Source organism: Rathayibacter sp. AY1A5 (assembly GCF_002930875.1).
Lineage (GTDB): Bacteria > Actinomycetota > Actinomycetes > Actinomycetales > Microbacteriaceae > Rathayibacter.
Window position 1 is genome coordinate 114,341 of sequence record NZ_PSTM01000001.1, and the last position, 18,784, is coordinate 133,124.

Below are 18,784 nucleotides of genomic sequence, written 5' to 3' on the forward strand. Positions count from 1 at the left end.
GACCCGCGAGGAGCACCGTGACCGATCAGACCGAGGAGTACCTCCTCCCGGGCGAGGGCGTCCTCATCGACGAGCTCCCCAAGGTGTCGCTGCACGACCACCTCGACGGGGGGCTGCGGCCAGGGTCGGTCCTCGAGATCGCCCGCGAGACGGGCGTGCCGCTCCCGGCCGAGGAGCCGGATGCCCTCGCCGAGTGGTTCCGCGCCACGGCCGACTCCGGCTCCCTCACCGACTACATCGCCACCTTCGAGACGACGGTCGCCGTGATGCAGACCGCGCCGGCGCTCGAGCGCGTGGCCCGCGAGTTCGTGCTCGACCTCGCCGCCGACGGAGTCGTGCACGGCGAGGTGCGCTGGGCGCCGGAGCAGCACCAGCGCGCCGGGCTCTCGCTCGACGCGGCTGTCGAGGCGGTCCAGGAGGGGCTGCAGCAGGGCGTGCAGGAGGCGGCGGCGCAGGGACACCGCATCCGCGTCGGCCAGCTGATCACCGCGATGCGGCACGCGGACCGCTCGCTCGAGGTCGCCGAGCTGGCGCTGCGCCACCGCGAGCGCGGTGCGATCGGCTTCGACATCGCCGGAGCCGAGGCGGGCTTCCCCGCCTCGAGGCACCGTCCCGCCTTCGAGCTGCTCGCGGCGGCGCACTTCCCGACCACGGTGCACGCGGGGGAGGCGGACGGCCTCGACAGCATCCGCTCCGCCCTGCTCGACGGCCGCGCGCTGCGCCTGGGTCACGGCGTCCGGATCGCGGAGGACATCCGCATCGAGCGCCAGGACGACGACGCGATCTACGTGACCCTCGGCGAGCTCTCGGAGTGGGTGAAGGACCGCGAGATCGCCCTCGAGCTCAGCCCCTCCTCCAACCTGCAGACCGGCGCCGTCGCGGCGTGGGGTGCCGAGCTCGCCGACCACCCCTTCGACCTGCTCTACCAGTTGGGCTTCCGCGTCACGGTGAACACCGACAACCGCCTGATGAGCGCGACGACCCTCAGCCGCGAGCTCGCCCTCCTGTCCGACGCGTTCGGGTACGATCTCGACGACTTCGAGGCCTTCCAGCTCAACGCGGCCCACGCCGCCTTCCTGCCGCTCGACGAGCGCCGCGAGCTCGTCGAGACGATCAGCGCCGGCTTCGAGGCGGCCTGACGGTGCCGCTCGACGCGCTCCCCGAGGAGGCGGTGGCCCTCCGCCACTCCGCCGGATCCTGGCGGGAGGCCGTCCTCGAGGCGGGCCGTGCTCTCGAGCGGACCGGTGCGGTCGACGCCGCCTACTCCCGGCGCATGGTCGAGCAGGTCGACGTGCTCGGGCCGTACATCGTCATCGCGCCCGGGCTCGCCCTCGCGCACGCCCGGCCCGGCAACGACGTCCTCGCGGACGGCCTCTCCGTCGTCACGCTGGCCGAGCCCGTCGCCTTCGGGCACAGCACCAACGATCCGGTCTCGGTCGTCATCGGGATCGCCGCCACCCAGGCGCACGGGCACGTCGGTTTCGTCTCCGGGCTCGCCGACGTGCTCAGCCGTCCGGACGCGGTCGGCGCCCTCGCCGCCGCCCGCACCCTCCGCAGCATCAACGCCGTCCTCACCGACAGCACCCCGCACCACCCGCACCACGGAAGAAGCGCATGAAGATCGTCACCCTCTGCGGCGCCGGAATCGGCACCTCCGCCATCCTCAAGCTCGGCGCCGAGCGCGCCCTCGAGACCCTCGACCTCGAGGCCGAGGTGATCGCCTCCGACCTGGCCTCCGTCGACGCGCTCGCCGCCGACGCGCAGGTCATCCTCACCTCCGGCGAGCTCGTCGACCGCATCGGCCGCACCTTCGCCGAGGTCGTCGTCATCGACAACTACCTCGACCAGAACGAGATCACGGAGAAGATCGAGCGAGCGCTGGGCTGAGCTCGACTCTGAGCCGCTCCCTGCGCGGCTCAGCGCGGTCGGCCTCCCGACGGGGTGCGTTCCGCAGAGCGTATTCCGTCGGGCTGCCTCGAATCGCTGCCACGCGATTCTCGGACGCGCCCTCCACCTTGCGGTGAGAGGGCGCTCCCTCCTCCTGCTGGTCGAGTAGCCGCAGAGCGGCGTATCAAGACTCCCATTTCCAGGGCGCGATGTGTCTACCGTGCGGTGGGAGGGCGTCCGTCGTCCGCCCCTTCTGGTCGAGTGGCCGCGGAGCGGCGTGCCGAGAGTCGGCCTCCTGCGCGGACGGCTGCCCGGACCTCGGGGGGTCAGCGGGCGGCGAGCTGCTCCAGGACGGTGCCGATCAAGCGGCGGGCGCGGGCGGGGGAGAGGCGGGCGGGCCGCTCGGCCGCACGGGAGACCGCGATGCCGTCGAGGACCGCGAGGAGAAGCGCGGCGTCGTCGGCGCCGAACGACGCCGCGGGATGCGCGGCGCGCAGCAGCTCCAGGACGACGTCCTCCGTGCGCGACCAGCCGGCGGTGTGGATCGCGCGGATCTCCGGATCGGTGCCGGCGCGGGAGGCGAAGGCGGTCCACACGATCGCGTCGGGGACGTCCTCGTCCGCGACGCACGCGATCTCGTCGCAGAAGACGCGCAGCCGCACCTCGGCCGAGGGTTCGGCCTCCAGGCGGCTCCGCATCCGCTCGCGGAAGCGCTCCTCGACCCGGGCCATCGCGCCGGCCAGCAGCTCCTGCTTCGTCGGGAAGTGGTGCTGGACGGCCCCCACTGAGACGCCGGCCTCGGCCGCGACGGTACGGATGCTGAGGTGCTCCGCCCCGCGGGCCGAGAGGACGGCGACGACCGCCGAGAGGATGTCGCTCCTGCTCTCGCGCCGATCCGGCATGGCGTCCCTCTCGTTCGACTGCTCGAGCAGGCTACGCTCTCGGACATGACCAATACGACCGTATTGCCGCCCCGTGCCGGAGCCGGCCGCCGCATCGCGACCCTGGACGTCGTCCGCGGTGTCGCGATCATCGGGACCCTCGGCACGAACATCTGGATCTTCTCCCACCCCTGGGGGATGCTCGGACTGCTCTCCGTCCCGGTGACGCCGGAGACCTCCTCCTCCGCCGGGACTGCGCAGCTCCTGCTGATGGCGCTGGCGCAGGGCAAGTTCCTCGCCCTCCTCTCCCTCGCCTTCGGGGTGGGCCTCGCGATCCAGCACGCGTCCGCGGTCCGGCGCGGGACGCGCTGGCCGGGCCGCTACCTCTGGCGCGCGACGCTCCTCCTCCTGGACGGCGCGGTCAACTACGTGCTGATCGCGGAGTTCGACGTCCTCATGGGATACGCCGTCACCGGAGCGGTCGTCGCTTGGCTGCTGCTCACCCGGCCGACGACGCAGCGCCGCGTGATCCTCGTCTGCGGCGCTCTGCACGTCGTCCTGATCTCGGCGCTCGTGGCGCTCGTGGCGGCGAGCCCGGACGGTGCCGGACAGGGGCCGACCGGCCGGAGCCCCTACGCGGACGCGTCGTTCCTCGGCCTCGCCCTCTTCCGGCTGCAGAACGCGGGCGTCTTCCGTGCGGAGCCGGTGCTCATCGGGCTCCTCAGCCTCGCGATGTTCCTCCTCGGCGCGCGCCTCCATCGGGCGGGGGTCCTCGCCGCCGAGGGCGCGTCACTCCGCCGCCGCCTGATGGTCCTCGGCGCCCTCGCCCTCCCCGTCGACCTCGCGCTGGGCATCGGGGGGAGCGCCGCCGGTCTGCTCGCCGAGCGCTACCTCGTCGCGCCCCTGGTCGGGCTCGGCCTGCTCGCGGCCCTCGCCGAGGCCTGCCTCCGCCGGGGCGCCGAGGGCTGGGCGGCACGCCGGGCGCGGGAGGTCGGCCGGGTCGCCCTGAGCGCCTACCTCCTGCAGAACCTGCTCGGCGGCGCCCTCTTCTACGGCTGGGGACTCGGGCTGGCGGTGACCGCCGCGCAGTGGCGCGTCCCGGCGACCGTCGGAGCGTTCCTGCTCATCGCGGCGGTCGTCGTGCTCGCGGCGCACCTGTGGCTGCGCCGGTTCGAGCTCGGTCCGGTGGAGTGGCTCTGGAAGCGGGGCGAGCGGATCGGTGTCCGCGCGCCCCGCTGACCGGAGGGGGACCTACGCGAGGAGCTCCGCGGCGCCGGTGCGCAGGGCGGCGAGGCGGGACGAGACAGCCGACCGGCGGGCGTCGGCGTCGGAGTCGTGCGACCAGGCGTCGAGGTAGAGCTTGACCTTCGGCTCCGTGCCGCTCGGGCGCGCGATGAGACGGGCACCGTTCAGGGAGAAGCGGAGCGCGTCGGTCGGGGGCAGCGCGCCGCCCTCGGCGAGCAGGTCCTCGCTCCGCTCGACGGCGAGCCCGCCGATCGCGGTCGGAGGCGTCGCGCGCAGTCCGGCCATGATCCGGCCGATCTCGGAGAGGTCGGTGACGCGGAGCGAGATCTGCTCCGATCCGAAGAGCCCGAACCGCTCGGCGAACGACTCCAGCTCGTCGTCGATCGTGCGCTCCTCGGCGGCGAGCGCGCTCGCGAGGGAGAGGAAGGCGAGCGCGGCCGAGACGCCGTCCTTGTCGCGGACCGTCCCGGGGTTCACCAGGTAGCCGAGCGCCTCCTCGTAGCCGAAGACGAGGTCGGGGACGCGCGAGATCCACTTGAAGCCCGTGAGCGTCTCGGCGAAGTCGAGGCCGTAGTCGGCCGCCAGGGCACCGAGGGCGGGGGAGGACACGATCGAGCAGGCGAGCGCTCCTCCGGTGCGGCCCTCGCGGCGGGCCTGCTCGGCGGCGCGCCAGCCGAGGAGCGCTCCCACCTCGTTGCCGGTGAGGCGCCGGAAGCCCTCCGGCGCGGAGGCGTCGGGCACGGCGGCGGCGAAGCGGTCGGCGTCCGGGTCGTTCGCCACGATCAGCTGCGCGCGACCGGAGCGCGCGGTCGAGAAAGCGAGGTCGAGGGCGCCCGCCTCCTCCGGGTTCGGGAACGCGACCGTGGGGAACGCCGCGTCGGGCTCGATCTGCTCGACCACGACGGCCGGCTCGTCGAATCCCGCCGCGGAGAGCACCCGGTGCGCCGTCTCCCAGCCGACCCCGTGCATCGCCGTGTAGACGATGCGCAGCGGAGCGGACTGGCGGCCGACGGCGGCCGTCGCCTCGATGTAGGCGGCGACCACGGACTCGTCCGCGAGCCGGTACTCGCCGCGCGGCAGCTCCGGAACGCGCCGGTCCCGCGCGACCGCGAGGATCCGCTCGGCGATCTCGGAGTCGACCGGCGGCACGATCTGCGAGCCCTCGTCGGCGCCGCCGAGGTACACCTTGTAGCCGTTGTCCTGCGGCGGGTTGTGGCTCGCCGTGACCATCACTCCGGCGTCGGCGCCGAGGTGGCGCACGGCGAAGGCCAGCACGGGGGTGGGCAGGAGCCGGGGCAGCAGCACCGCGTCCACGCCGGCGCCCGCCATCAGCGCGGCGGAGTCCTCCGCGAAGACGCGCGAGTTCTTCCGGCCGTCGTAGCCGATCACGACCACGGGCCGCTGGACGCCCTGCGCCAGCAGGAAGTCGGCCAGGCCGACGGCGGCCTGCGAGACCAGCACGCGGTTCATCCGGTTGGATCCCGCCGCGATGGCGCCGCGCAGGCCCGCGGTGCCGAACGCCAGGCGGGCGCCGAAGCGGTCCTCGAGCTCGGCGCGGGCGGAGGCGTCGCCCGAGTCGGAGGCGGTCAGCAGGCCGACCAGCTCCTCCCGCGTCTCCGGGTCGGGGTCCTGGGCGAGCCAGGCCTCGGCGAGCTCCCGGACGTCGGCGCTCACAGGGCGCCCGTGATCCCGGCGAGCAGGCGGGCGAGGTCGTCCTCGGCGTCGCGGCCGGCCTCGAGCACCTCCTCGTGGCTGAGGGGGGTCTTCTGGATGCCGGCGGCGAGGTTCGTGATGAGCGACATGCCCAGCACCTCCATGCCCGCCTCGCGCGCGGCGATGGCCTCGAGGGCGGTCGACATGCCGACGATGTGGCCGCCGATGATCCTCGCCATCTGCACCTCGGCCGGGCTCTCGTAGTGCGGCCCGCGGAACTGCACGTACACGCCCTCGTCCAGCTCAGGACGCGTCCCCCGGGCGAGGTCGCGCAGGCGCGAGGAGTAGAGGTCGGTGAGGTCGACGAAGGTCGCGCCCTCGAGCGGCGAGTCGGCGGTGAGGTTGATGTGGTCGCTGATCAGCACGGGGGTCCCGGGCGTCCAGTGCTCCTTGATGCCGCCCGCGCCGTTGGTGAGGATCATCACCGTCGCGCCCGTCGCGGCGGCGGTGCGGACGCTGTGCGCGACGCGGCGCACGCCGTAGCCCTCGTAGTAGTGGGTGCGGGCGCCGATGATCAGCGCGCGCCTGCCGGTGGGGAGCAGGACGGAGCGCAGGGTGCCGCCGTGCCCGTGCACGGCCGGCTTGGAGAAGCCGAGGATCTCGGTGGCCTCCACCGTCGCGGTCGTCTCGCCGATCGCGTCGGCGGCCTTGCCCCAGCCGCTGCCGAGGGTGAGGGCGATGTCGTGCTTCTCGACCCCTGTCGCCTCGGCGATCTGAGCGGCCGCGCGGGCCGCGATCTCGAAGGGATCGGCGTCGGGGGCGTCGAGGGGGTGAAGCGTCTGGTCGGACATCCTCCCACCCTACCGACGGGCTGCGCGGCGGCGGAGGGCGACTCCCGCGGCCGATCCGACACCCCGCGATTGGGCGAACACTCAGTGAGAGAGGACAATGGGAAGCATGGCTTACGAGTTCGAGCGCGCGCAGAGGATCGCTGTACTCGGAGGGGGGCCGGGCGGCTACGAAGCCGCCATCGCGGGAGCGCAGCTCGGCGCTGAGGTCACCCTGGTCGAGCGGGTCGGAGTGGGCGGCTCGGCCGTCATCACCGACGTCGTCCCGTCGAAGTCGCTCATCGCGACGGCGGAGGCCACCAACGCCATCGGCGAGGCCGCCGACCTGGGCGTGCAGTTCTTCACCCGCTCGGAGCAGAACAAGCCGGTGCGCCCGGACGTGGCGGTCAACCTGGCGACGGTGAACAAGCGCCTGCTCGGGCTCGCGCGCCAGCAGTCCGAGGACATGCGCGCGAACCTGGTGCACCACGGCGTGCGCATCGTCCAGGGGGACGGGCGCCTGGACGGCTCGAACGCCTTGATCGTCTCCACGGCGGCCGGCGGCGAGGGCATGGACTTCGACCGCATCGAGGCGGACACGATCGTGGTCTCGGTGGGCGCCAGCCCCCGTGTGCTCCCGACCGCGGCTCCCGACGGCGAGCGCATCCTCAGCTGGACCCAGCTCTACAACCTCAAGTCCGTCCCCGAGCACCTGATCGTGGTGGGCTCCGGCGTGACCGGCGCGGAGTTCGCCTCCGCCTACCGTGCGCTCGGCGCCCGCGTGACCCTCATCTCCTCCCGCGACCAGGTGCTGCCCGGCGAGGACGCCGACGCGGCCGCCGTGATCGAGAACGTCTTCAAGCGCAACGGCATGGTCGTGCTCTCGAAGTCGCGCGCCGACCGCGTCGAGCGGACCGAGAAGGGCGTGCAGGCCGTGCTCTCGGACGGACGTGTCGTCGAGGGCTCGCACTGCCTGATGGCCGTCGGCTCCGTGCCGAACACGGCGGGCATCGGCCTCGAGGACGCGGGGGTGCAGCTGACGGAGTCGGGGCACATCCGCGTCAACCGCGTCGCCCGCACCAGCGTCCCCTCGATCTACGCGGCCGGGGACTGCACCACGTTCCTCCCGCTCGCCTCCGTCGCCGCCATGCAGGGCCGCACCGGCGTGTTCCACGCGATGGGCGACGCCGTGAACCCGACCGAGGTGCGCAACGTCGCGGCGAACATCTTCACGCAGCCCGAGATCGCGACCGTCGGGTGGAGCCAGCGCGAGATCGAGGAGGGCATCGCGCAGGGCGAGATCTACAAGCTCCCGCTCGCCGCGAACCCGCGGGCGAAGATGATGGGCATCCGCGACGGCTTCGTCAAGCTGTTCGCGCGCACCGGCTCCGGCACCGTCATCGGAGGCGTCATCGTCGCTCCGAAGGCGAGCGAGCTGATCTTCCCGCTCGCCCTCGCCGTGGAGCACCGCCTGACCGTCGACCAGGTCGCGCGGGCCTTCACCGTCTACCCGAGCCTCACCGGCTCGATCTCGGACGCCGCGCGCGCCATGCACATCGTCACCTGACGCGCCCCTCCGCCGGGCCGCGCGGGGTGCGGCCCTTCATCGGCAGAGCGCGCGACCGGGAATCGCGTGCGAAGCGATTGACGGCAGCGCGACGAGACCCGCTCTGCGGTACCCCTCACGTCGAGGAGCCGACCGCGCCGGGCCGCGCGGGGAGCGGCCCGGAACGGGCTCAGACGATCTGGAGGAGCACGTGTCCCGCGGGGACGGTCGCTCCGGCCGTCGCGTCGAGGCCCTTCACGACGCCGTCCTTGTGGGCGGTGAGCGGCTGCTCCATCTTCATCGCCTCGAGGACGACGACCAGGTCGCCGGTGACGACCGTGTCGCCCTCGGCGACGGCGACCTTGACGATGGTGGCCTGCATGGGCGAGGCGACGGAGTCGCCCGTGACGGTGCTGACGGAGGAGGAGCCGCGGCGCTTCGGGGAGGCGGCAGCGGCCCCGCGGGCGGGTCCCGAGCCGACCAGGTCGCCGGGGAGAGTGACCTCGACGCGGCGCCCGTCGACCTCGACGACCACGTTCCGGCGGGCCGCCGGCTCGTCGGTCGCTCCGGGCTCGCCGCCCCAGGCCGGGATCGTGTTCTCGAACTCGGTCTCGATCCAGCGGGTGTAGATCGTGAAGGGCGCGCCGCCCTCGGGGGCGAAGGCCGGGTCCTCGACGATCGCACGGTGGAAGGGGAGGACGGTCGGCAGTCCGGTGACCTCGAACTCGGCGAGGGCGCGGCGCGAGCGCTCCAGCGCCTGCTCGCGGCTGTCGCCGGTGACGATCAGCTTCGCGAGGAGCGAGTCGAAGGAGCCGGAGATCACGTCGCCGGCGACGACGCCGGAGTCGACGCGGACGCCGGGTCCGCCGGGGGCCTTGAAGACGTGCACCGGGCCCGGAGCGGGGAGGAAGCCGCGGCCCGCGTCCTCGCCGTTGATGCGGAACTCGAAGGAATGGCCGCGGGGCGCCGGGTCGTCGTAGTCGAGCACGCCGCCCTCGGCGAGGCGGAACTGCTCGCGCACGAGGTCGATGCCGGTGATCTCCTCCGACACGGGGTGCTCGACCTGGAGGCGGGTGTTCACCTCGAGGAAGGACACCGTGCCGTCCTTGCCGATCAGGAACTCGCAGGTCCCGGCGCCGAGGTAGCCGACCTCCTGCAGGATCGCCTTCGAGGCGCGGTAGAGCTCGGTGTTCTGCGCGTCCGTCAGGAACGGCGCGGGCGCCTCCTCGACGAGCTTCTGGTGGCGGCGCTGGAGGGAGCAGTCGCGGGTGGAGACCACGACGACGTTGCCGTGCGCGTCGGCCAGGCACTGGGTCTCGACGTGGCGCGGCTGGTCGAGGTACTTCTCGACGAAGCACTCGCCGCGGCCGAAGGCGGCGACGGCCTCGCGCGTGGCCGAGGCGAACAGCTCCTCGACCTCGTCGCGCTCGCGGGCGACCTTGAGGCCGCGACCGCCGCCGCCGAAGGCCGCCTTGATCGCGACGGGGAGGCCGTACTGGTCCACGAACTCGAGCACCTCGGCGGCGCCGGAGACGGGGTTGAGGGTTCCCGGGGCGAGCGGCGCGCCGACCTTCTCGGCGACGTGGCGGGCCGAGACCTTGTCGCCGAGGCGCTCGATGGCCTCGGGGCCGGGGCCGATCCAGATCAGGCCGGCGTCGATGACGGCGCGGGCGAAGTCGGCGTTCTCGGCGAGGAAGCCGTAGCCGGGGTGCACGGCGTCGGCACCGGAGCGGCGGGCCACCGAGAGCAGCTTGTCGATGACGAGGTAGGTCTCGGCGCTGGTCGTCCCGCCGAGGGCGTAGGCCTCGTCGGCGAGGCGGCTGTGCACGGCGTCGCGGTCCTGGTCGGCGTAGACGGCCACGGAGGCGATCCCGCTGTCGCGGGCGGCGCGGATGACTCGGACGGCGATCTCGCCCCGGTTGGCGACGAGCACCTTCGTAATCTTCGGCATGGTCCCCAACCCTAGGGGGCGGCTCCGCCCGGCCCGGCGCGGCTCACCACAAAGAAGCGGAGGGCCTTCGTCGGTTCCTCACAAGGGCGGGACGGGCCTCAGCGGTTCCAGAGCGCGGTCCAGTCGACGCCGAGGCTCCGCACCAGAGTGCGGAGGGTCGGCACCGACATCCCGATCACCGTTGAGGGGTCGCCCTCGATCGCGGTGATGAAGCCGGCGCCGCGGCCGTCGATGGTGAAGGCGCCGGCCACCTCGAGGGGCTCGCCGGTGGCGACGTAGGCGTCGATCTCGGCGTCGTCGATGTCGTCGGCGAACGTGACGGCGGCGGAGGTGACCGCTCCGGCCTCGGCGACGATCCTCCCGCCACGGTGGTCGACGAGCCAGTGGCCGGAGTGGAGGCGGCCGGTGCCACCGCGCTGGGCGCGCCAGCGCTCCCGGGCCCGCTCCGGCTCGTGCGGCTTGCCGTGGACGACGCCGTCGAGGACGAACGCGGAGTCGCCGCCGAGCACCAGACCGTCGATGTCCGGGCGCAGGACGGCGTGCGCCTTGGCGCGGGCGAGCAGCGAGACGGTGGCGTCCGCGTCCAGCGCCGCGCCCCGCTCCTGCTCGGCCCGGGCGACGGCCGCGGGCTCGTCCACCTCGGAGGGGACGACGACGGGCTCGATCCCGGAGGCCCGCAGCAGCGCGAGGCGCGCGGGGGAGGTGGAGGCGAGGTAGAGGCGCACGAGGGCTCCCTGCGGCCGGGCCCACGCTGTGGGATGCTCGACGGATGGCACAGACCCCGTCCCGAGCATCCGCCCGCCCCGACGGGGCCGACGACGCACTCGGGACCGAGATCGAGCTCGACATTAGCAACGTCGCCCACGGCGGCGTGTTCGTCGCCCGGCACGAGGGCCGCGTCGTCTTCGTCCCGGACGTCCTCCCCGGCGAGCGCGTGCGGGCGCGGATCAGCGAGGTCCGGCACGACAGCTTCTGGCGTGCCGAGGCGCTCGAGGTGCTCGAGGCGTCCGAGCACCGGGTGGAGCACGTCTGGCCCGAGGCCGCCCTCGACCGCCGCCCGGGGGAGCGCGTCGGCGGCGCCGAGCTCGGCCACGCCGACCTGGCCTACCAGCGCGAGCTGAAGCGCCTCGTGCTCGTCGACTCCTTCTCCCGCTTCGCCCGTCGCGAGGTCGAGGTGGAGGTCTCGCCGATCGGCGGGGACGACGCGTCCGGCGGCCTCGGCTGGCGCACGCGGAACCGCCTCCACGTCGACGACGACGGACGGGTCGGCCCCTACGCGGCACGCAGCCACCACGTCGTCACCGTGGAGTCGCTGCCCCTCGCGACCGCCGACTCCTCCTTGGCCGCACCGCTCGGCGAGCGCCTCGCTCCCGGCTCGGTGGTCGACCTCGTCGACGCGGCCGGGTCCGAGGGGGCCGCGGTGCTCGTGCACGACCCCTCCGACAAGCGCGCCCGCCGCGACCGCACGGTGGTGAGCGAGTTCGTCGCCGACCGCACCTTCCGGGTCGACCGCACCGGCTTCTGGCAGGTGCACCGCGGAGCCGCCGCCGCGCTCTTCGAGGCCGTGCAGGCCGCCGTCGACGCGGATGCGGCGGACCCGTCGGCCGCCAACCACGACCTCTACGGAGGGGTCGGCCTGCTCGCCGCGGCGCTGGCCGACCGCCTCGGCGCCGGAGTGCGCGTGACCAGCGTCGAGAGTGACTCCCGCGCCACCGAGCACGCGCTCGAGAACCTGGCCGACCAGGTCGGCGCCCGCGCGGTGACCGCCCGCGTCGACCGCTACCTCCGCGACGTCGTCGCCCAGGCCGATGCGCGCGAGCGGGCGCGGTGGCGCGCGGCGACCGTGGTCCTCGACCCGCCGCGCTCGGGCGCCGGCCGAGCGGTCACCGACGCTCTGGCGGAGCTGCGGCCGGCGCAGCTCGTCTACGTCGCCTGCGACCCGGTCGCGCTCGCCCGCGACGTGGGCGCCCTGACCGGGGCGGGCTACGAGCTGGAGTGCCTCGAGGGCTTCGACCTCTTCCCGCACACCTCCCACGTGGAGGCCGTTGCGCGACTGGTCCGCCGAGAGGACTGACCGCGGGCCCGCGTCTGCGTACCATGGGCGGGATGGAGCCCCACGTCGACGCAGCCGAGGCCCCGCGCGTGCGCGTGGCGATCGTGGACGACCACGAGTCGGTGCGCCTGGGCGTGGCCGCCGCCGTCGAGAGCGCGGGGATGCAGGTGGTCGCCGCCGCCGAGACCGTCCAGGCCCTCGAGAGCACGATCGGCGGCGCCGAGATCGAGGTGCTCGTCCTCGACCTGTCCCTGAACGACGGCTCGAGCATCACCAGCAACGTCAAGTGGGGGCAGGTGCGCGGCTCCGCCGTCCTCGTCCACAGCATCGCGGACCGCGTCGTGGCCGTGCGGGAGGCGCTCGCCGCGGGAGCGGCCGGCGTCATCCCGAAGTCCTCGCCCATGTCGACGGTCGTCGCCGCCATCCGCACGGTCGCCCGCGGCGAGGTCCTCAACAATCTGGAGTGGGCCTCGGCCATCGACGCCGACGACGACTTCGCGCGGGCCGTGCTCGGCCGTCGCGAGCGCGACGTCCTGCACCTCTACGCCTCGGGGCTGCCGCTGAAGCTGGTGGCCGAGCGGCTGCAGATCTCGGTGTCGACGGCGAAGGAGTACCTCGACCGGATCCGCGACAAGTACGTCGAGATCGGCCGTCCCGCCCCGACGAAGGTCGATCTGCTGCGGCGCGCGGTGGAGGACGGCATCCTGCCGGGCATCGACCCGGACGACGGCGATGGCGGGCGCTGAGGCGCCGATCGCCCGCCGCAACGCCGGGCGCGAGCGGATCGACCGGATCATCAGCACGGTCGTGTCGTTCTTCGGCTTCGGCTTCGGCGTGCAGACCGTCCCGCCGATCCTCGCCCAGCTGCCCCTGCTGCGCCCCGAGGTGGCCTGGCCGGTGCTGGTGCTGGTCTTCGGATCGCTCACCGCCGCCGTGGTCACCGCCGTGCTGCGGCGGGGCACGCGGATCACGGCGGTCCTGGTCGCGGTCGGTGTCCTCGTCGCCCTCCTGACCTGGCCGGCCGCCGTCGCCACCGGGGGCGCGGACCGCGAGACCCCGTGGATCTGGTACCTGCTGACCATCGGCACCGCCTTCTGCACGATCGCGGCTCCCCTCCGGATCGCGATCGCGTACGTGTCGGTGACGACCGTGCTGTTCGGGCTGCTGCGCGTCCTCCCCTCCGGCGGCGGGGCGGAGCCGACCCGCGCGATCCTCGACGCCGCCTACGTGGGCATCGTCGGCTTCGTGATGCTGGTACTGATCACCGTGCTCCGGCAGTCGGCCGACGAGATCGACCGTGCGCAGACGACGGCCATGGAGCAGTACGAGGCGGCGATGCGCCAGCACGCCGGCGAGGTGGAGCGGGTCGAGGTCGACGCCCTGGTGCACGACAACGTGCTCGCGACGCTGCTCTCCGCCGCCTCCGCCGAGTCGCCGGCCGAGCGTGCGCTGGTCTCCTCGATGGCGCAGCGCACCCTCGCCGTGCTGCTGCCCGACCACGAGCCGGAGGCGCCCGAGGGGCTGGTCCCGCTCGAGCTCCTGCAGCGCCAGCTCGCCCACGCGGCGTCCACCTTCGGGACCGAGATCGCGGTCGCGACGGCCGAGGGAGTGGATCCGCGCGCGACGACGCTGCCGCGCCCGGTGGCCGAGGCGCTGCTCGGCGCGGTCTGGCAGGCGCTCGCCAACAGCGTCCAGCACGCGGGTCCGAGCGGCAGCGTCCACCGCGCCGTGCACGGGCTGCTGGGCGACGGCGCGGTGGAGGTCGTGGTGGAGGACGACGGCCGCGGCTTCCGGCTCGCCGACGTCCCGCGCGAGCGGCTGGGCATCCGGCTCTCCATCCTCGAGCGGGTGCACAACGCGCGGGGATCGGCGCGGGTCGACTCGACTCCGGGCGAGGGCACCCGTGTCGTCCTCTCCTGGCGGGCGGACGCGGGAGGAGGGCCGTGATCGCCTACCCGCGCCCCCTGCTCCAGGCGCTCGGCGCCGGCTTCTCGCTCTACCACGTGGTGCTCGCCTTCTTCTCCTTCCGCATCTCCCCGGCCACGCCGGCCGACCTCGTCGCGGTCGCGCTGTACGTCGCGGCGACCGTCGTCGCCCTCTGGCCGGGAGCGACGACCCGGCTCGCCCTGCCCGTCGCGGTCGGGATGACCGCGGTCGCCGTCGCTCTGCCGCTGCTGGTCGCGCCCTCGCTCGATCCGGGTGCCTCCAACGGCTACTCCACCTGGTACATCGCCGCGGTCGGCACCCTCATGACGATCGTGTGCGCCCGCCGGCGCGCGGCCTGCGCCTGGGTCGGCGTCGGCTTCCTGATCGTGCACACCGTGTTCTGGGCCGGCCCGGCCGCGCTGGCCACTCTCGGCGTCGTCGGGGGGATCGCCTGGGTCGCGATCGCGCAGCTGCTCATCGTCGAGCTCGGGCGCGCGGGCTCCGAGGCGCGCGTGCTCGAGGCGGCCGAGCGCGCGGCCGCGTCGTGGCGGGCCGCGGAGGAGGCGCACCTCACGGAGCGCGAGGTCCGGCTGGAGCAGACGCGCGCCCTCGCCGCCGACATGCTGCTGCGCATCGCCGAGCCGGGACCGGGCCTCACCGACGAGGAGCGGCGCGAGTGCCGGCTGCTCGAGGCGGCCGTGCGCGACGAGATCCGCGGCCGGCGGCTGCTGGACGACGAGGTGCGGCGTCTCGTGCTCAACGCGCGGCGGCGGGGGGTGACCGTCTCGGTGCTCGACGACGGCGGCCTCGACCGCACCTCCGAGGGCGAGAGCCGACGGGTGCTGGGGGAGCTCGCCCAGGCTCTGAGCGGGATCCGCGAGGAGGTCGACCGCGTGGTGGTGCGCACCGCGTCGGCCGACTCGGCGTCAGCCGTCACGGTCGTGGGCCTGCGGACGGCCGGCGACGGCAGCGCGGGCGCCCTCGGCTCCGACGACGCGGGGGACGAGGTCGACGCCTGGGTCGAGATCCGGCGCGACGGCGTCGGCGGACGGGACGTCTGAGCGGCGGAGAGCGCGCGGGACGGCGCGGCCGTCCGCCTGCGCAGCGACCGGCGGCGACCCCCCCCGGAGGGCGTGCGGATGTCGGATCGGTGCCGCGGGCGGTACGCTCCGGCTCTCAGCACGGCTCAAGTCTCGGCGCGCCCGGTCTCTCGGAGCGGACCGATCGTCGGCGCGGCGCGGCGCGGCGCGGCACGGCGCGGCACGAGCGTGAGCAGAGCCGTCATGGGCAGAGCCCGTCAAGCGCAGAGCGCGTCAGGACGAAAGCCCGTTAACGGAGTGCGGCGGGCCGTCCACTCCTCCGAAGAGGGGGCCCGGCCCGCCGTCAAACCCCGAGTGAGGGTAACAACCCGAATATTACCCTCACTCGCCCCCAACACACCCGCCTGCTTACCCTGGTCGGCGAGTGATTGGCGGTGCCCCTTCCGAAGGAGGAGCACCGTACGTCCACTAGTGTGCTCGCTCCGCCAGGAGGCGCATAGTCAGCACTTTAGGGGACTAATCGGGGGACAAATTTCACGTTCCGCGTCGCGGATCGCTCGTTCCCCGACGGGCTGCGTCTGCGAATCCGCTCAGCCGGAGAAGGAGCGCCACGCTCCCGGTGCCGGCCGCAGCGGCCCGCGGACCGCCGCGGCGCGGTCGTTCCAGCCCCCGCTGAGCTCCTGCGGGGTCTCCGGCTCGGCCTCGGTGCGAGAGGTCAGTGCGGTGACGACGGCCGTGACGGCGGCGATCTCGGCGGCGTCGAGGCCGGGGGTGGAGATGACGACGGCGGGTGCGGAGTCGGAGGCGGTCATCCCGCGACGCTATCGCATGCCGTTCACGGCGCCGGTCGGCGGGGCATGGCTATGCTGACGCCGGATGCCGCCGGAGCGTCGTCCGTCCGTTGCGAACAGGAGCGTCCCCGCATGCCGACGTGGTTCCCGAGGAGCGGTGCCGCGGCGCTGCGCCCCCTGCGTCTGCTGGTCCGGAGGTCGCCGGCGGCCGTCTCGGTCGTCCTGGTCCTCCTGGCCGCGAGCGCGATCACGGGGACGCTCGTCGCCCCCGCGGGAGCCGAGACGACGGCCTGGTGGGCGGCGGGCCCGATGACGACCCTCGACGGCCGTCCGTGGACGGCCGTGACCGCCCTCCTGATCGCGGCGGACCCGCTGCAGCTGCTCCTGGACGTCATGCTGGTGCTCCCGATGCTCCTCGCCGCGGAGCGCCGCCTCGGCTCGGCCCGCACCCTCCTCGCCTTCCTCGTGACCGGCGCCGTCGGGATCGTCGTCGGGTCCTCCGTGCAGTCGATCGGCGCTCTCGCCGGCGAGTGGTGGGCGGGCGACACCGTCGGCGACCACACCTTCGACCCGCTGATCGGCGCGGTCGGCGCCCTCATCGCCTCGACCGCCTTCATGGGCGCTCTGTGGCGTCGCCGGCTCCGGGTGACCGTCTTCGCCGTCGTGCTGATGTTCGTGCTCTACGCGGGCGACTCCGCCGACGCGTACCGGCTCCTCGCGGGCGGCGCGGGGCTCGTGCTCGGCGCGGTGCTCGCGCGGGGAGCGTCGGGACTGCGTCCGCAGCGTCCGGCCCCGAGCTCGCACCGCGAGTCCCGGGGGCTGCTGGCGGCGGTCGTCGTCGTCACCGCCATCGGTCCGCTCGTCGCCGTCCTCTCGGACTCGGGCTACGGTCCGTTCTCGTTCCTCGGCCGACTGCTGCAGAGCGCCTTCACGGGGACGACGGACCTCGAGGACCCGTGCAGCCGCGCCCTCCGGCACTGCGCGCACCACGTGAAGCTGAGCCTGGTCGCCCCCGGGCCGATCCTGCTGACGTTCGTCCCGCTCCTCCTCCTGCTCGTCGCCGCCTACGGCCTGCGCTCCGGGCGCCGCCTGGGCCTGCTGCTGGCGGTCGGGGTGAACATCGCGATCGCGATCCTGGAGGTCTTCTCCCTCCAGCGCGCCGCCCGTCACCCCGAGTTCCTGTACTACGCCGAGTACCTGCTCTGGGTGGCGACGACGGTGCTGGTGCCGCTGGCCGTCGTGGCGATGCTCGTGATCGGGAGGAGGCACTTCCGCATCCGCGCGCCCCGTGCCGCCGCGAGGCTCTGGATGCGGGTCGTCGCCATCGCCTTCGTCGTGTCCCTCGGCGGCTACCTGGCGCTCTCGGCCGGCGTGCGCACGAGCTTCGAGCCGCTCCTGGGCCTCGGGAGGCTCCTCCTGGACGGGCTGCTGCGCTTCGTCCCGGTGAGCTTCCTCGGCGGCGCCGGACTGCTCGCCGTGCCGCGGGAGCCCGTTGCGCGGATCGTCTTCGAGTGGGTCGGCCCGGTGTTCTGGCTCGTGGTCGTCGTGGCGGTGGTCGCTCTGCTCCGGGCCACCGACGTGCAGCGGAACCGCGGCGACGAGGCGCGGTACCGCGCGCTCCTGTCCCTGCACGGCGCCGGCAGCCTCGGCCACCAGGGGACCTGGGAGGGCAACGCGCACTGGATCTCGGCCGACGGGACCGGCGGAGTCGCCTACCGGGTGATCGGCGGCGTGGCGATCACCCTCTCCGACCCGGCCTGCGCTCCGGAGCGGCGGGAGGACGTCGTGGCCGAGTTCGTGCGTTTCTGCGACGAGCGCAGCTGGACGCCCGTCTTCTACAGCATCCACGACGAGCTGCTCCCCGTCTTCGACCGGCTCGGCTGGTCGCGCCTCTCGGTCGGCGAGGAGACGATCATCGAGCTCTCCTCCTTCGAGCTCACCGGCAAGCGGTGGCAGAAGGTGCGCTACCCGCTCACGCGCGGCATCAAGCTGGGCATCGAGGCGCAGTGGACCAGCTGGCCCGAGCTCTCCCTCGGCATGGCCAACCAGATCGTCGACCTGTCGGAGCGCTGGGTCGCCGAGAAGGCGCTGCCCGAGATGGGCTTCACCCTCGGTGGGATCGACGAGGTCCGCGATCCCGACGTCGCCCTCCTGCTCGCGGTCGGACCGGACGGCGTGCTGCAGGGGGTGACGAGCTGGCTGCCCGTGCATCGGGAGGGGCGCGTGGTCGGCTGGACCCTCGACTTCATGCGCCGCTCCGACGACTCGATGCCCGGCATCATGGAGTTCCTCATCGCCTCCGCGGCGCTGCGCGTCAAGGAGGAGGGCGCCGAGTTCCTCTCGCTCTCGGGCGCACCGCTCGCCACCGCACCGGTCGAGGAGGGGGAGGAGCCTCCGGAGCCGACGGTCCTCTCGCGCCTGCTCGAGTTCCTCTCGCGGACGCTCGAGCCGGCCTACGGCTTCACGTCGCTGTTCCGCTTCAAGGCCAAGTTCCACCCGCGCTACGCGGGCCTCTGGATGACCTACGCCGACGCGCTGCAGCTGCCCCGGATCGGAGCCGCGCTGGGTCGCGCCTATCTGCCCGACCTCTCCGCCGCGCAGGCGCTGGCGTTCGCGCGGGTGGTCGGGGCGAAGCCGGAGGAGAAGCCGTCCGAGGCGTCCGCGGCGAAGCCGGATGCTCCGGCCGCCAGGGCAGGCGCTCCTGCGGCGAAGGCGGGTGCTCCGACAGCCGAGCCGGACGGTCCTGGGGTGAAGGCGGGTGCTCCTGCGGTCAAAGCGGGTGCTCCGGCGGCGAAGGCGGATGCCCGGGAAGCGAAGCCCGATTCCGCGACAGGGAAGCCGGATGCTCCGGCCGCGGAGCCGGACGCTCCCGTCGTGCGGCCCGATGCTCCCGCGGAGTCCGCTGCCCGACGGACCGGGCCCGGCTCCTCCGACTGATCGTTCCGCCCCTCCGCCCCGTGAGGAGGTGGGCGCAGCGGAACGCC

General features: G+C 73.9%; 16 protein-coding genes. 10 read left to right on the forward strand and 6 right to left on the reverse strand.

The genetic code is table 11. The annotated features are described in order from the left end of the window. The first annotated feature begins 17 nt into the window (after positions 1–17). The 3 genes from C5B98_RS00600 to C5B98_RS00610 are packed head-to-tail and all read left to right on the forward strand — an operon-like array spanning position 18 to position 1,887. Positions 18–1,139: an adenosine deaminase gene (locus tag C5B98_RS00600; protein WP_104327111.1), complete on the forward strand. Its 1,122-nt coding sequence runs from the start codon at positions 18–20 to the stop codon at positions 1,137–1,139. A gap of 2 nt (positions 1,140–1,141) precedes the next feature. After that, positions 1,142–1,618: a PTS sugar transporter subunit IIA gene (locus tag C5B98_RS00605; RefSeq protein WP_104223177.1), complete on the forward strand. Its 477-nt coding sequence runs from the start codon at positions 1,142–1,144 to the stop codon at positions 1,616–1,618. Beyond that, on the forward strand, positions 1,615–1,887 hold the full coding sequence (locus tag C5B98_RS00610) for a PTS sugar transporter subunit IIB (RefSeq protein WP_104226416.1): 273 nt from the start codon (positions 1,615–1,617) through the stop codon (positions 1,885–1,887). The genes C5B98_RS00605 and C5B98_RS00610 overlap by 4 nt, the downstream gene beginning before the upstream one ends. 326 nt (positions 1,888–2,213) lie before the next feature. Here C5B98_RS00610 and C5B98_RS00615 read toward each other — a convergent pair whose 3' ends face one another. Further along, positions 2,214–2,789, reverse strand: a complete 576-nt coding sequence (locus C5B98_RS00615; protein WP_104327112.1) for a TetR/AcrR family transcriptional regulator — start codon at positions 2,787–2,789, stop codon at positions 2,214–2,216. 45 nt (positions 2,790–2,834) lie between these two features. On the opposite strand from C5B98_RS00615, the gene C5B98_RS00620 reads away from it, so the two are divergent. Next, on the forward strand, positions 2,835–4,007 hold the full coding sequence (locus C5B98_RS00620; protein ID WP_104319053.1) for a DUF418 domain-containing protein: 1,173 nt from the start codon (positions 2,835–2,837) through the stop codon (positions 4,005–4,007). Between the two features lie 12 nt (positions 4,008–4,019). Here C5B98_RS00620 and C5B98_RS00625 read toward each other — a convergent pair whose 3' ends face one another. Both C5B98_RS00625 and C5B98_RS00630 read right to left on the reverse strand, forming a co-directional pair. Beyond that, entirely contained in the window at positions 4,020–5,687 is a 1,668-nt protein-coding gene (locus C5B98_RS00625) for a phospho-sugar mutase (protein WP_104327113.1), read from the reverse strand. Continuing rightward, on the reverse strand, positions 5,684–6,517 hold the full coding sequence (locus tag C5B98_RS00630) for a purine-nucleoside phosphorylase (RefSeq protein ID WP_104232831.1): 834 nt from the start codon (positions 6,515–6,517) through the stop codon (positions 5,684–5,686). The genes C5B98_RS00625 and C5B98_RS00630 overlap by 4 nt, the downstream gene beginning before the upstream one ends. 106 nt (positions 6,518–6,623) lie before the next feature. Between C5B98_RS00630 and C5B98_RS00635 the strand changes: the two genes are divergently transcribed. Further along, complete coding sequence (locus C5B98_RS00635) at positions 6,624–8,060, forward strand: NAD(P)H-quinone dehydrogenase (RefSeq protein WP_104223171.1); 1,437 nt, start codon at positions 6,624–6,626, stop codon at positions 8,058–8,060. A 169-nt stretch (positions 8,061–8,229) separates the two neighbouring features. Here C5B98_RS00635 and C5B98_RS00640 read toward each other — a convergent pair whose 3' ends face one another. Continuing rightward, entirely contained in the window at positions 8,230–9,990 is a 1,761-nt protein-coding gene (locus tag C5B98_RS00640; protein ID WP_104327114.1) for a biotin carboxylase N-terminal domain-containing protein, read from the reverse strand. Between the two features lie 98 nt (positions 9,991–10,088). Further along, complete coding sequence (locus C5B98_RS00645) at positions 10,089–10,715, reverse strand: nucleoside triphosphate pyrophosphatase (protein ID WP_258063397.1); 627 nt, start codon at positions 10,713–10,715, stop codon at positions 10,089–10,091. Between the two features lie 44 nt (positions 10,716–10,759). Between C5B98_RS00645 and C5B98_RS00650 the strand changes: the two genes are divergently transcribed. The 4 genes from C5B98_RS00650 to C5B98_RS00665 are packed head-to-tail and all read left to right on the forward strand — an operon-like array spanning position 10,760 to position 15,030. Next, positions 10,760–12,064, forward strand: a complete 1,305-nt coding sequence (locus C5B98_RS00650; RefSeq protein WP_146076846.1) for a class I SAM-dependent RNA methyltransferase — start codon at positions 10,760–10,762, stop codon at positions 12,062–12,064. 23 nt (positions 12,065–12,087) lie between these two features. Beyond that, on the forward strand, positions 12,088–12,789 hold the full coding sequence (locus C5B98_RS00655; RefSeq protein WP_104223169.1) for a response regulator transcription factor: 702 nt from the start codon (positions 12,088–12,090) through the stop codon (positions 12,787–12,789). Further along, positions 12,776–13,990, forward strand: coding sequence for a sensor histidine kinase (locus C5B98_RS00660; protein WP_104327116.1), 1,215 nt, complete (start codon positions 12,776–12,778; stop codon positions 13,988–13,990). The genes C5B98_RS00655 and C5B98_RS00660 overlap by 14 nt, the downstream gene beginning before the upstream one ends. After that, positions 13,987–15,030 (forward strand): hypothetical protein, encoded by a 1,044-nt coding sequence (locus C5B98_RS00665; protein WP_104327117.1) that lies wholly within the window; start codon positions 13,987–13,989, stop codon positions 15,028–15,030. The genes C5B98_RS00660 and C5B98_RS00665 overlap by 4 nt, the downstream gene beginning before the upstream one ends. 569 nt (positions 15,031–15,599) lie before the next feature. Here C5B98_RS00665 and C5B98_RS00670 read toward each other — a convergent pair. Next, positions 15,600–15,821, reverse strand: coding sequence for an acyl-CoA carboxylase subunit epsilon (locus tag C5B98_RS00670; protein ID WP_104223166.1), 222 nt, complete (start codon positions 15,819–15,821; stop codon positions 15,600–15,602). A 111-nt stretch (positions 15,822–15,932) separates the two neighbouring features. On the opposite strand from C5B98_RS00670, the gene C5B98_RS00675 reads away from it, so the two are divergent. After that, positions 15,933–18,737, forward strand: a complete 2,805-nt coding sequence (locus C5B98_RS00675; RefSeq protein WP_181065416.1) for a rhomboid family intramembrane serine protease — start codon at positions 15,933–15,935, stop codon at positions 18,735–18,737. Positions 18,738–18,784: the final 47 nt, after the last annotated feature.

What these genes read in the sequence shown, in the direction of transcription:
- C5B98_RS00610 (WP_104226416.1), top strand. Translation starts at nt 1,615, where the DNA reads ATGAAGATCGTCACCCTCTGCGGCGCCGGAATCGGCACCTCCGCCATC.
- C5B98_RS00615 (WP_104327112.1), bottom strand. Translation starts at nt 2,789, where the DNA reads ATGCCGGATCGGCGCGAGAGCAGGAGCGACATCCTCTCGGCGGTCGTC.
- C5B98_RS00620 (WP_104319053.1), top strand. Translation starts at nt 2,835, where the DNA reads ATGACCAATACGACCGTATTGCCGCCCCGTGCCGGAGCCGGCCGCCGC.
- C5B98_RS00630 (WP_104232831.1), bottom strand. Translation starts at nt 6,517, where the DNA reads ATGTCCGACCAGACGCTTCACCCCCTCGACGCCCCCGACGCCGATCCC.
- C5B98_RS00635 (WP_104223171.1), top strand. Translation starts at nt 6,624, where the DNA reads ATGGCTTACGAGTTCGAGCGCGCGCAGAGGATCGCTGTACTCGGAGGG.
- C5B98_RS00640 (WP_104327114.1), bottom strand. Translation starts at nt 9,990, where the DNA reads ATGCCGAAGATTACGAAGGTGCTCGTCGCCAACCGGGGCGAGATCGCC.
- C5B98_RS00650 (WP_146076846.1), top strand. Translation starts at nt 10,760, where the DNA reads ATGGCACAGACCCCGTCCCGAGCATCCGCCCGCCCCGACGGGGCCGAC.
- C5B98_RS00655 (WP_104223169.1), top strand. Translation starts at nt 12,088, where the DNA reads ATGGGCGGGATGGAGCCCCACGTCGACGCAGCCGAGGCCCCGCGCGTG.
- C5B98_RS00660 (WP_104327116.1), top strand. Translation starts at nt 12,776, where the DNA reads ATGGCGGGCGCTGAGGCGCCGATCGCCCGCCGCAACGCCGGGCGCGAG.
- C5B98_RS00670 (WP_104223166.1), bottom strand. Translation starts at nt 15,821, where the DNA reads ATGACCGCCTCCGACTCCGCACCCGCCGTCGTCATCTCCACCCCCGGC.
- C5B98_RS00675 (WP_181065416.1), top strand. Translation starts at nt 15,933, where the DNA reads ATGCCGACGTGGTTCCCGAGGAGCGGTGCCGCGGCGCTGCGCCCCCTG.